This is a genomic window from Devosia sp. LC5, assembly GCF_000735585.1.
GTDB lineage: Bacteria > Pseudomonadota > Alphaproteobacteria > Rhizobiales > Devosiaceae > Devosia.
Genome location: NZ_JNNO01000023.1, coordinates 138,372 through 150,959 on the forward strand (window position 1 = coordinate 138,372; position 12,588 = coordinate 150,959).

Sequence of the window (12,588 nt, forward strand, 5' to 3'; positions counted from 1 at the left end):
CCCAACCTGCGGCAGAGGTTGATTTTTTGCTCTGCGACGGCGTCTAGTTGAACGCAAACACCGCCGAGAGGATCACCCCGGCCAGAGCCAGGCCGGCAACCTGCCCTGCCATGCGGGCCGTGCGCGCAGCTGCCACGTCACCGGCCCGCGCTTTCTTGAACTGGATGCCGCTGACCGTGACTGCGCCCAGCAATAGCAGCACAAGAGCCATTTTTACGCCAAACCAGATCATGTACGGCGCCGAGAAGTCCCATTTGAGCCAGAACAGCACGATGCCTGTGACGATGAGTACGCCCAGCGCGCCGCGACCGGTTTTCGACAGGCGTCCGGCGATCTCGAACAGCGTTTCCCGTGTGGTGCCGTCGGCCGTTGCCAGCTTGCCGCCGATGATCGGCATTGCGACCGAACTGGCACCGCCGCCGACCAGCGCCAGCAAATGCACCCAGAACAACAAGTTTATCAGGATATCCATGCGCAGCCCTCAACGCTGTTGCCGTGATAACTTAGCAGCTATTCCGCCCGGATAAAGGCTCAGACCTCAAGATCAAGCACACCCTCGCCCACGATAATTGCATGCCCGCCAATGCCGCCATGCACCAGCGCCCCATTGTCCTTGCGCAACTGCAGGGTGATACGGCAGGGGCGGCCCATTTCGTGCCCCTGGCGCAGCACATAATCGGCTTGGCCCGAGGCGAAGTCGGCTTGTTCAGACAGCAGGCCGAGCAATGACGCGGCGGCCGAGCCGGTGCCGGGGTCCTCGCCCAGACCCATACCAGGCGCAAACATGCGCGCAGCAAAATCATTGTCTGCTTCTTCGGGTGTCTGGGTAAAGACATAGACCGATTGCCGCCCATGCGAAAAAGCCAGCGGCCAGAGCTGCATATTGCACTGGATAGTGCGCAACACATCCGCGTTGCGGACCGGAACGAGATGAAAATCCACCCCGGCCGAATAGAGGCCCGGCTGATAAAGATCGCAGCCGATATCCTCGGCATCGATGCCCAAAGCCTGCGCCATGCTCGGCTTGTCATCGAGCGGGGCAATCCGCGACGGCAATCGCGGCAGGGCAAAGCGGGCCTCGCCCGAACGCTTGTCTGACTTTTCAAACAGGGCGGTGATCAGCCCCACCTGCTCTTCCAGCCGGACAGCGCTGACCTTGTTCTGCAGGCCCAACACAACCGACGCGCCCACTGTGGGGTGGCCGGCAAAAGGCAATTCGACCGCCGGGGTAAAAATGCGAACGGCGGCGGTGTTCCGCTCGGCATGCGGCTTGAGGATGAAGATCGTCTCGCTGAGGTTGAATTCCCGGGCAATGGCCTGCATCTCGCCATCAAGCAGGCCATCGGCCTTGAGCACCACGGCCAGCGGGTTGCCCTTGAGGGGCTCACGCGTAAAGACGTCGAGCAGCAAATAATTGAGTTTCAATCGAAGCACCCCCGCAGCAATAGCGTGGCTATTCGCGGGAAAGCCACACCACAGTCAAGTGTATCGGCGACAAAAACGCCTTATTGCTTGGGCAAGGCGAAGATTTTCTTATCCAGTCGCAGATGATCGCAGAGCGCATCGACCGCCACGCCATGGTCCTCGCGGCCAGGCAGGCCCGAAATGGTGAGCGCCCCGACAATACCGGCGCCGGTCACGCGGATCGGAAAACCACCGCCCGCAATAACATAATCGGCCGGATCGGCGCCCGCTTGCGGCGGAAACGGCACCTCGCCCCGCTCCAGCACCAGCCGATAGCTGGCCCGCTGGAAACGGCGCACCGAATTGATCTTGCGCCGCACCCATTCGGCATTGTCGAAACTGGTGCCGGCCGTGGCCGCAAAGAACAATTGCCGGTCCCAGGTGCGGATATCGACCACCAGGCTGAGATTTTCGGCCAAGGCACGAGCGCGGACAACCGAGCCAATTTTGTAAGCTACGGCTTCGTCGAATACCGGCAAGACCAGGTCCTGCTCCTGGCGCTTCACGCGGGCGATATCGTCTTCAGCAGTCATGTCACTCAATCCTGATGCGAGCGGGTCCAGGCGTCGTAAAGCGGGGTCCGGTCAACGGCGCCCTTGGCGAAATTGACTTGGGCCGGATCGATCCCGACCCACGCGGCCTTGCTGTCGGTCCAGATATTGCCGACCGGCGCCGCCCAATCCATATCGTCGAGCGTGCCGGCGCGCACCACCTTGATGCGCCCCGCCGGCGGGTCGTTCCAAAGCCAATTGTGGCAATGGGCGCAGAAATTCATGACGATGACATTGCCACTGTCGGCCTTGCGATCATAGCGTTCCATCGTGCCGGAGAGCAGCTCGAAATCCTCGTCCCTGACGATCATCGACATCGACCAGGCCGCGCCTGAAAAGCGCTGGCAATCCTTGCAGTGACAATTGTAAACCGCCAGCGGCGATGCCTTGAGCCGATAGCGCGCCGCGCCACACACGCACCCGCCTTCGACAGGAAATTCCGGCAGACTCATCGCGCCCTCCTGGCTCGAGATTTTACTAAGCCAGCGCAGGTTTTAGCCGAATTTTCGGATTCAAAGAAGCCGCGAAGATTTTCGTCTCCAGAAACGAAAACGGGGGCTTTCGCCCCCGCCATTGTCTTAGTTCTTGGCCTTGTCGACCAGCGCACCGGCCTTGATCCAGGGCATCATGTCGCGCAGCTTGCTGCCGACTTCTTCGATCTGGTGTTCGTCATGCAGGCGACGGGTCGCCTTGAAGCGCGAACCGCCGGCCTTGATTTCCTGCATCCAGTCGGAAGTGAACTTGCCCGATTGGATGTCATGCAGCACGCGCTTCATCTCGGCCTTGGTTTCCGAGGTGATGATGCGGGGCCCAGTAACGTATTCGCCCCACTCGGCCGTGTTGGAGATCGAGTAGTTCATGTTGGCGATGCCGCCCTGATAGATCAGGTCGACGATCAGCTTCACTTCGTGCAGGCACTCGAAATAAGCCATTTCCGGTGCGTAACCGGCTTCCACCAGCGTTTCAAAGCCAGCGCGGATCAGCTCGACCAGACCGCCGCAGAGCACAGCCTGCTCACCGAACAGATCGGTTTCACATTCTTCGCGGAAATTGGTCTCGATGACGCCCGAACGGCCGCCACCGACGCCCGAGGCATAGGCCAGGGCGATGTCATGGGCATTACCCGAAGCGTCCTGATGCACGGCGATCAGGCATGGCACGCCGCCACCCTTCTGGTATTCGCCACGCACGGTATGGCCCGGACCCTTGGGCGCGATCATGATCACGTCAACGGTCGACTTGGGCTCGATCAGGTTGAAATGCACGTTCAGGCCATGCGCGAAAGCCAGCGCCGCGCCGTCGCGAATATTGGGTTCGATATGCTGCTTGTAGATGTCGGCCTGCAGCTCATCGGGGGTCAGCATCATGATGACATCGGCCCATTTGGAGGCGTCGGCAACGCTCATCACCTTGAGGCCTTCGCCCTCGGCCTTCTTGGCCGACGGGGAGCCGGGACGCAGTGCGACGACGACGTCGGTGACACCCGAGTCGCGCAGGTTCAGCACGTGGGCATGGCCCTGCGAGCCGTAACCGACAATCGCCACTTTCCGCGATTTGATGATGTTCAGATCGGCATCCCGATCGTAATAGACGCGCATTGGATCACTCCCTGTTATGCGTTGCCTCCACCCCATACAGGGCGAAGAATTGGTCGGTCGCGGCCTTCACATCGGCTTCGATATTGGCCTCGATATTGGACTGGGTCAGCGTGCTGTCGCCCAGCAATAGGCGGATCTGCACATCGCGGACGACAAGGCCGAAAAACGTGCGATAGGCATCTTCGCTATTGGCAAAGCGCAACAGGCGCGCATCCTTGCCGGCCTCGAGAATGGGCTTGAGGCGCCGGCGAATGCCCATCGGCCCGTTTTCGAGCACGATCAGCCCCAGCCGGTCCTTTTCCTGCGCCGCATGCGTGATGGCGGTGCGATTGAGGGTAACCGAGACATCGCCGATGATGACGGTGAGCAGGTCGCGCGCGAACTGCTCCATGCTGAGCCGCAGCGCCTTGGCGCTGAGATGGGAGCGATCGACCTGCGGCATGCGCACCTTGGCTGCCTGCCACTGCACGGTGGCGGTGAGCAGGCCATCGCGGTCGCCAAACCACTTATAGAGCGTTTCCTTGGAGCACGACGCGCGCCGCGCCACTGCGGTCATGGTCAGCCCGTCCCCATTTTCCACGAGCAAATCCAGCGCCGCCGTCAGCACAGCCTGCTGGCGGGGAGTGAACGTCTCTTCATTGACCTTGATGGTCAGCGGCACGGGGCAGTCCTCACATGGCGGGGCCGATATTCGGCCGATTTCGATCAGAGGCGTACCGTACGGTACGGTTCGTTGCAAGCAGTTTGTTGCGAGCGTCACTCTGTCACCGGCTTCGCCCACAAAACGACGTCGGCCATCCTTATGAAATCCTTATGCGACGGCAGCTCATTTCATATGGAAACCTGACGGGGCATGGGCGCAATGAATGAGCCTCAACTGGAGGCTTGTCATGCTCGACCTTGCATTTATCGCTCTTGGCGCAGGCACGTTGATCGCTCTGGCGATCTATGCCGCTGCGCTGCATCGCCTGTGAGCGGCGCCATGCTCATCATCGCTTTCCTCGTTGCGCTGGCGCTGGCCGTTTACCTCGTGGTGACGCTGCTCGCCCCTGAGCGCTTCTGATCCTTCGGAGCCAAACATGTCCCTCATTGGCTGGCTGCAAATCGGCTTCGTGCTGATTGCAGTCCTTTTGCTCGTCAAGCCACTCGGCCTCTATATGGCCAAGGTGTTTTCCGGCGAGCGCACCTTCCTCTCGCCCGTCTTCGACCCCGTCGAACGCGGCTTTTATGCGCTGGCCGGCGTCCGCCCCGACAAGGAGCAGAGCTGGCTCGGCTATACGATGGGCGTGCTGCTGTTCAGCCTTGCCGGGTTCCTCTCGCTCTATGCCATCCTGCGCCTGCAGAATGTACTGCCGCTCAACCCGCAGGGTTTCCCCGCCCTCGCACCAGATCTGGCCTTCAACACCGCAGCCAGCTTTGTCACCAATACCAATTGGCAGAGCTATGGCGGGGAAACCACGATGAGCCATCTCAGCCAGATGCTGGGCCTCACCGTGCAGAACTTCGTTTCCGCCGCCACCGGTATTGCCGTCGCCATGGCGCTGACCCGCGCCTTCATCTGCTCCGGCGCCAATGAGCTGGGTAATTTCTGGGTCGATCTGACAAGGGCGACACTCTATGTGCTGCTGCCGCTCGCCATCGTGGTGGCGCTGGCTTTCGTCGCACTCGGCCTGCCGCAAAGCCTTGACGCCAGCTTTGCTGCGACCACGCTCGAAGGCGTGCAGCAGACCATCGCCACCGGCCCGGTTGCCAGCCAGGAAGCCATCAAGCAATTGGGCACCAATGGCGGCGGGTTCTTCAACGTCAATGCCGCCCACCCGTTTGAGAACCCCAATGCGTTCTCGAACTATCTCAATATCATCGCCATGCTGTCGGTATCGGCATCGCTGGTCTATGCCTTCGGCCAGATGGTCGGCAGCCGCCGCCAGGGCTGGGCGCTGCTGTCGGTCACCGTCATCATGCTGGTTGTGGGCACCGGTGCCATCTACTGGGCCGAAACTTTCGGCAACCCGCTGCTGACCGCAGTCGGCGTCGATCCAGGCCTGGGCAATATGGAAGGCAAGGAAGTCCGCTTCGGCCCGGCCATGTCAGCACTCTATTCAGCCGTGACCACGGGCCTTTCCGATGGCGGGGTCAATGCCATGCATTCCTCGCTCACCCCGCTCGGGGGCCTGGTGCCGATGTTCCTGATCCAGCTGGGCGAAGTGCTGCCCGGCGGCGTCGGCTCGGGGCTTTATGGCCTCTTGGTTTTTGCCATTCTCGCCGTCTTCGTGGCCGGGCTGATGGTTGGGCGCACGCCTGAACTGCTCGGCAAGAAGATCGAAGCCCGCGAGATGAAATTCGCCATGCTGGCCATTCTCATCCTGCCGCTGACCATACTGGGCTTTACCGCCATTTCGGCCGTTGCCGAATTCGGCACCAGCTCGATCCTCACCCCCGGCCCGCACGGCTTAAGCGAAATTCTCTACGCCTATACCTCGGCGGCAGGGAATAACGGCTCGGCCTTTGGCGGGCTCTCGGCGAACACGCCCTGGTACAATACCACGCTGGGTATCGCCATGCTCTTGGGGCGCTTCGCCTATATCGTGCCCGTGCTCGCCATTGCCGGTGCGCTGGTCACCAAGCCGCGCGTCCCCGCCTCCTCGGGTACTTTCCCCACCGACCGGCCGCTATTTGTGGGCCTCCTCATCGGCATCATCCTCATCATGGGCGGGCTGCAATTCTTCCCGGCCCTGGCTCTGGGTCCCATTGTCGAGCATTTCGCCATGCTGGCCGGGCAGAGCTTCTAGGAAATCATCATGTCCACGACAAAATCCATTTCCATGCTGAATCCGGCAATCCTGGTTCCGGCCCTGCGCGACGCCTTTGTCAAGCTCGACCCGCGCCAGTTGATCCGCAATCCGGTGATTTTTGTCACCGAAGTGGTGGCCGCCCTCGTCACCGCCATTTTCGTCCAGGATGTGCTGGGTGGGTTGGGCGCGGCCTTTTCCGGCCAGATCGCGCTCTGGCTGTGGTTCACCGTGTTGTTTGCCACCTTTGCCGAATCCGTCGCCGAAGGGCGCGGCAAGGCACAGGCAGAGAGCCTGAAACGCGGCAAATCCGATCTGTTTGCCAAGAAACTGCTGTTTCCCGAACAGAAGGATAACCGGGCCTGCGAGGTCATCTCCGCCACCGCGCTCAAGGTCGGCGATATCGTCCTTGTCGAAGTCAACGACCTGTTGCCCGGCGATGGCGAAGTCATCGAAGGCGTCGCCTCGGTCAATGAAAGCGCCATTACCGGGGAATCCGCGCCGGTGATCCGCGAGGCGGGCGGGGACCGCTCTGCCGTTACCGGTGGCACGCAGGTCATCTCGGACTGGCTCAAGGTGCGCATCACCACCAAGCCGGGCGAGACCTTTGTCGACCGCATGATCGCGTTGATCGAAGGCGCAAAACGGCAGAAGACCCCCAATGAGATCGCGCTGTCGATCCTGCTCTCGGGGCTGACGCTGGTATTCCTGATCGCCGTGGTGACACTTTATGGGCTGGCGCTGTATTCGGGCACTGAGCTATCGGTCGCCGTGCTGGCGGCGCTGCTGGTCACGCTGATCCCCACTACCATCGGGGGCCTGCTCTCGGCCATCGGCATTGCCGGCATGGACCGGCTGATCCGCTTCCATGTCATCGCCACCTCGGGCCGCGCCGTGGAAGCCGCCGGCGACGTCGATACGCTGCTGCTCGACAAGACCGGCACCATCACTTTCGGCAATCGTATGGCCTCCGAATTCCTGCCGGTATCGGGCGTGAGCGAGAAGGAACTGGCTGAGGCGGTACTGCTCGCCTCGCTCTCCGACGAAACCGCCGAGGGCCGCTCCATCGTGGCGCTGGCCAAGGCCGATTTCGGCCTCAGCGAACCCCGCATTGTCGGCAATGGCACGACCTCTATTCCCTTCTCTGCCCAGACCCGTATTTCGGGCATCGACATCGAGGGTCGGCGCATTCGCAAGGGTGCTGTGGATGCCGTGCTGCGCTTTGTCGGGCTCGACAAGGCGCAAGCCAGCCCCGAATTCAACAAGGCGGTCGACGCCATCGCCCGCACGGGCGGCACGCCGCTTGCCGTGGCGGAAGCCGATCGGCTGCTCGGCGTCGTCCACCTCAAGGATGTGGTCAAGCCCGGTATCAAGGAGCGCTTTGCGGCCCTGCGCGCCATGGGCATCCGCACCGTCATGGTCACCGGCGACAATCCTGTCACCGCTGCCGCCATTGCCTCGGAAGCGGGCGTCGATGATTTCCTCGCCGAAGCCACGCCCGAGCAGAAGCTGGACTTTATCCGCAGGGAGCAAACCGGCGGGCGGCTGATCGCCATGTGCGGCGATGGCACCAATGACGCGCCGGCGCTAGCGCAGGCCGATGTGGGCGTCGCCATGCAATCGGGCACCCAGGCGGCGCGCGAGGCGGGCAATATGGTCGATCTGGATTCCAGCCCCACCAAGCTCATCGAGATCGTCGAAATCGGCAAGCAGATCCTGATGACGCGCGGTTCGCTCACCACCTTCTCCATCGCCAATGACGTGGCCAAATATTTCGCGATCATCCCCGCGCTGTTCCTGGTCACCTATCCGCAGCTGGGCGCGCTCAACATTATGGGTCTCACCTCACCGCAATCGGCGATCCTCTCGGCGGTGATCTTCAATGCCCTGATCATCGTGGCGCTGATCCCGCTAGCCCTGCGCGGCGTCAAATACCGCCCCGTCGGCGCCGCGGCCTTGCTCTCGCGCAACCTGCTCGTCTACGGCCTGGGAGGCCTGGTCGCCCCGTTTATCGGCATCAAGCTGGTGGATATGGCGGTGACGGGATTGGGGATCATTTGATGGAAGCCGTTCTTCATCTCTCCCTTTGGGGGAGAGGTCGGCGCGCAGCGACGGGTGAGGGGGCCTTCCCCAAACACCGAGCCTGGAAAGGCCCCCTCACCCGCCCCAAGAGGGGCGACCTCTCCCCCAAACGGAGAGGTGAAGTGGGCCACGCCCTCCACATCGCGCAAGCGGCATCATCCAGAATTGTAAGGAGCCACGAAAATGCTCAACCAAATCCGTCCCGCCATCGTCTTCACACTGCTCCTCTCCGCCGTCACGGGCCTGGCCTATCCCCTCGCCATTACCGCGGCGGCGCAGGCAGCCTTTCCCGGCCAGGCCAATGGCAGCCGTATCGAGCGCGATGGCGTCACCATCGGCTCCGACCTGATCGGCCAGAATTTTGCCGAGCCGAAATATTTCTGGCCGCGCCCGTCCGCCACCGGTCCCGAGCCCTATAACGCCGCTGCCTCGAGTGGCTCCAATATCGGGCCGACCGGCAAGGCGCTGGTCGATCGCGTTGCCGCCTCGGTGCGGGCCATGGGCGGCGGACCGGTGCCCGCCGATGCGGTCACCACTTCCGGCTCGGGGCTTGATCCCCATATCAGCCCGCAATACGCGGCCTGGCAGATCGAGCGCGTCGCCCAGGCACGCGGGGTAGAACCGGCCGCAATCGCCAAGCTCGTCGCCGATGTGACGGAAGCCCCCGCTTTGGGTATATTTGGCGAACCGCGCGTCAATGTGCTGCGTCTCAATCTGGCGCTGGACGAGGCCGCGCCCCTCGGGAACTGACATGGCTCGCCAAATCGAAAACCAGAGGCCGGATCCAACCGCCCTGCTCCAGCTTGCCGCGCGCGAAGGCCGTGGCAAGCTGACCGTGTTTCTGGGCGCGGCGCCTGGCGTGGGCAAGACCTATGCCATGCTGGAGCGCGCGCGCGGGCTCAAGGCCGGTGGCACCGATGTCGTCATCGGCCTTGTCGAAACCCATGGCCGCAGCGAGACCGCACAACTGGCCGAGGGCATCGAAATGCTGCCGCGCCAGGGCGGCGACACGCCCTATGGCGAATTCGACCTCGATGCAGCTCTGGCCCGGCGGCCGGCTTTGCTGATCGTGGACGAATTGGCTCATACCAACGCCCCTGGCTCACGCCATCCCAAGCGCTATCAGGACATTGCCGAGCTGGTTGGTGCGGGCATCGATGTGTGGACCGCGCTCAATATTCAGCACCTCGAAAGCCTCTCCGATCTGGTCGCGCGCATTGCCGGCATTCCGGTGCGCGAGACGGTGCCCGATATCGTGCTCAAGCGGGCCGATGAGGTGATCCTGGTCGATCTGCCGCCCGCCGAACTGATCGCCCGGCTCAATGCCGGCAAGGTCTATCTGCCCGACAATGCCAAGCGGGCACTGGACGGCTTTTTCAAACCCGCCACCCTCACCGCCCTGCGCGAACTGGCCCTGCGCCGCGCCGCTGACCGGGTGGATGACCAGATGGTCGATTTCCTGCGCCAAAGTGCGGTGGAAGGCCCCTGGGCGACGGGCGAACGGCTGCTGGTATGCGTGGGCCCCGATGCCATGTCCGAAAGCGTGGTGCGGGTCGCCAGCCGCCTCGCCTCTGGCCTCAATGCCCGCTGGCTGGTCGTGTCGCTGACCAGGCCGGGCTCGCCCCTGCCCACGCCTGCGGAGGCCGAACAGCTGGAGGAAACCCTGCGCCTGGCCGAACGGCTGGGCGCCGAAACCCGCCGCGAAAGCGCCAGCGATTTCGTCGACGCCATCCTGCGCATTGCGCGGCGCGAGCACATTACCCAGATCGTCATCGGCCGCCCGGCAACCAATCGTTGGTTCCGCCGCTCGCTGCCCGATGCGCTGCTGCGTGGGGCCGGCGAGATCGGCATTCACATCGTGCCCGGCGAAGGCTCGGCCCCGGCCCGCGGCACCCGCAAATGGCCCAGCCTGCCCGAATGGGCACTGACCCTGGCCCTGCCGCTGCTCTCGGTTGGCGCCACGACCCTGTTCGGCCTGGGCCTGACCGCGCTGGTCGCGCTGCAGAACCTGTCCATGCTCTATCTCGCCGCCGTGCTGGTCTCGGCCGTGATTGCCGGGCGCGGTTCGGCGCTGATCGCGGCGGGTCTGTCCTTTCTGGCCTATAATTTCTTCTTCATCGAGCCCACCGGCGAATTGACCGTAGCCCAGCCGCAGGAAGTGCTCTCGCTGGTTATCTTCATCGCCGTGGCTTTAGCCGCCGGACAATTGGCCGCCCGCCTGCGCGAAAGCGTCACGCTCTCCCGCCAGCAGGCGCGGCAAAGCCAGGCCTTGCTCGATTTTTCGCGCAAGCTCTCGGCCGCCCATGGGCAGGAAAGCGTTGTTGACGCTGTCGTCAGCCACCTGCATGCCAGCCTGGGCCGGCCCGCTATCGTGCTGATGCCCGATGAATCGGGCGACCTGCTCCCCACCGCCGCCTGGCCGCCCGATCAGGCCCTGGGCGCGGCCGAGCTCACCGCCGCCCGCTGGGCCTTCGACAAGAAGGAGCCGGCCGGCTTTCTCACCGGCACCCTGCCGCAGATCCATTATCTGTTCCGCCCCGTCATTTCGGCCCAGCGCCTGTTGGGCGTGGCAGGGCTGGTCATGGGGCCGCGCGATACCCCGCTCGCCCCCGACGAGGAGCGCACCTGGGTCGCCCTGCTCGATCAATCAGCCATTGCGCTCGACCGTGCCCGCCTCACCCGCGAAAGCGCCAGGGCGTCGGTGGCGCGCGAAAGCGAAAAGGTGCAATCGGCTTTGCTCTCCTCGCTCTCGCACGATCTACGCACCCCGCTCGCTTCGATCACCGGCGCCGTCACCAGCCTGCGCCAGCTGGGCGACAAGATGCCGGCCGAAAGCCGGGCCGATCTGCTGCTGTCGATCGAGGAGGAGGCCGACCGCCTCAATCGTTTCGTCGCCAATCTCTTCGACATGACCCGCATCGAAGCCGGTATGATGAAGGCGCGGCGCGAGCCGATCGACCTTGCCGCCATTATCGACACCAGCACCGCCCGGGCCTGCAAATTGCATCCTGACCTGATTATCGAGACCAGCATCGCGCCCGGACTGCCCCAGGCGCTGGGCGATGCCGTTTTGCTCGAACAAGTGCTGTTCAACCTGCTCGACAATGCCCGCAAATATGGCGGCGACCAGCCTATCACCATCTATGCCCGCGCCGAAAATGGTCAAGTGAGCATATCGGTCACCGACCAGGGCAAGGGCATTCCCGAAGCCGATCTCGAAAAAATCTTCGACAAATTCTACCGCCGCGCCAAGGGCGATGGCCGACCCGCCGGCACGGGGCTGGGCCTCTCCATCGCGCGAGGCCTGATGGCCTCCATGGGCGGCTCCATCAAGGCAACCAGCCCCGCCATCCGCAAGCGCGGCACCCGCTTCACCCTGCGCCTGCCCCTCTTCGAGCCGGGAAAGGCCAGTTGATGCAGCAACGTATCCTCGTGGTCGATGACGAGCCGCAAATTCAGCGTTTCCTCAAGCCCGCGCTGCTCGCGGCGGGCTTTGATGTCGAAACCGCCGCCACCGCCGCCCAAGCCAAGCGCTTCGCCGCCACCCGTGCACCCGCGCTCATCGTACTCGATCTCGGCCTGCCCGATGGCGATGGCAAGAGTGTCATCGAAACTGTGCGCGCCTTCTCAGCGGTGCCGATCATCGTCCTCTCCGCCCGCGACCAGGAAATCGAAAAGATCGCCGCGCTCGACCTGGGCGCCAACGACTATGTCGAAAAGCCCTTCGGCATTGGCGAATTGCTCGCCCGCATCCGTGTCGCGCTGCGCCAGGCGGGATCGGGGGAGGCCCCGCTCACCCAACAGCGCTTTGGCAATCTCGTGCTCGACCTCGAACTCCGCCACGTGCTGGTCGATGGCGTGCCGGTGCACCTGACACCCAAGGAGTTCGACCTCTTTGCCCTCCTGGCCTCCCATGCCAATAGGGTCGTGACCCACCGCCAGGCGCTAACCAGTATCTGGGGACCGGCCCACCAGGACGACGTGCAATATCTGCGCGTCGTCATCGCCCAGCTTCGAGCCAAGCTCGAAGCGGACCCGAAAGCCCCCAGGCATCTGGTCAGCGAGGCTGGCGTCGGCTACCGGCTGGTGGAATAGACCGCGACC

At 63.3% G+C, this 12,588-nt stretch carries 12 protein-coding genes; 6 read left to right on the plus strand and 6 right to left on the minus strand.

Annotation, left to right across the window (positions count from 1 at the left end; translation table 11 throughout):
* Positions 1-43: 43 nt before the first annotated feature.
* From FF80_RS12775 to FF80_RS12800, 6 genes are all read right to left on the minus strand, one after another.
* Positions 44-472 (minus strand): hypothetical protein, encoded by a 429-nt coding sequence (locus tag FF80_RS12775; RefSeq protein ID WP_035100973.1) that lies wholly within the window; start codon positions 470-472, stop codon positions 44-46.
* 59 nt (positions 473-531) lie between these two features.
* Positions 532-1,425 carry a PhzF family phenazine biosynthesis protein gene (locus FF80_RS12780; RefSeq protein WP_035100976.1) on the minus strand — a complete coding sequence of 298 codons (894 nt, stop codon included), beginning with the start codon at positions 1,423-1,425 and terminating at the stop codon, positions 532-534.
* An 80-nt stretch (positions 1,426-1,505) separates the two neighbouring features.
* Positions 1,506-1,997, minus strand: coding sequence for a heme-degrading domain-containing protein (locus FF80_RS12785; RefSeq protein ID WP_035100980.1), 492 nt, complete (start codon positions 1,995-1,997; stop codon positions 1,506-1,508).
* Positions 1,998-2,002: 5 nt separating this feature from the next.
* The gene (locus FF80_RS12790) at positions 2,003-2,467 is read right to left on the minus strand and encodes a GFA family protein (protein ID WP_035100984.1); all 465 of its coding nucleotides are present in this window, start codon (positions 2,465-2,467) and stop codon (positions 2,003-2,005) included.
* 126 nt (positions 2,468-2,593) lie between these two features.
* Positions 2,594-3,613: a ketol-acid reductoisomerase gene (gene ilvC / locus FF80_RS12795; RefSeq protein ID WP_035100987.1), complete on the minus strand. Its 1,020-nt coding sequence runs from the start codon at positions 3,611-3,613 to the stop codon at positions 2,594-2,596.
* 4 nt (positions 3,614-3,617) lie between these two features.
* Positions 3,618-4,274, minus strand: a complete 657-nt coding sequence (locus tag FF80_RS12800; protein WP_052153515.1) for a TetR/AcrR family transcriptional regulator — start codon at positions 4,272-4,274, stop codon at positions 3,618-3,620.
* Positions 4,275-4,583: 309 nt separating this feature from the next.
* Between FF80_RS12800 and FF80_RS21930 the strand changes: the two genes are divergently transcribed.
* The 6 genes from FF80_RS21930 (at position 4,584) to FF80_RS12825 (ending at position 12,579) form a co-directional block, all read left to right on the plus strand.
* Positions 4,584-4,676, plus strand: coding sequence for a potassium-transporting ATPase subunit F (locus FF80_RS21930; RefSeq protein WP_160172835.1), 93 nt, complete (start codon positions 4,584-4,586; stop codon positions 4,674-4,676).
* 16 nt (positions 4,677-4,692) lie between these two features.
* Positions 4,693-6,402 (plus strand): potassium-transporting ATPase subunit KdpA, encoded by a 1,710-nt coding sequence (gene kdpA, locus FF80_RS12805; RefSeq protein WP_035100989.1) that lies wholly within the window; start codon positions 4,693-4,695, stop codon positions 6,400-6,402.
* Positions 6,403-6,411: 9 nt separating this feature from the next.
* Positions 6,412-8,463, plus strand: a complete 2,052-nt coding sequence (gene kdpB / locus FF80_RS12810) for a potassium-transporting ATPase subunit KdpB (RefSeq protein WP_035100991.1) — start codon at positions 6,412-6,414, stop codon at positions 8,461-8,463.
* A gap of 204 nt (positions 8,464-8,667) precedes the next feature.
* The gene (gene kdpC, locus FF80_RS12815; protein ID WP_035100994.1) at positions 8,668-9,234 is read left to right on the plus strand and encodes a potassium-transporting ATPase subunit KdpC; all 567 of its coding nucleotides are present in this window, start codon (positions 8,668-8,670) and stop codon (positions 9,232-9,234) included.
* Between the two features lies 1 nt (position 9,235).
* Complete coding sequence (locus FF80_RS12820) at positions 9,236-11,899, plus strand: sensor histidine kinase KdpD (RefSeq protein WP_035100997.1); 2,664 nt, start codon at positions 9,236-9,238, stop codon at positions 11,897-11,899.
* Positions 11,896-12,579, plus strand: a complete 684-nt coding sequence (locus FF80_RS12825; protein WP_152558372.1) for a response regulator — start codon at positions 11,896-11,898, stop codon at positions 12,577-12,579. Before FF80_RS12820 ends, FF80_RS12825 begins: the two co-directional genes overlap by 4 nt.
* Positions 12,580-12,588 lie beyond the last annotated feature (9 nt).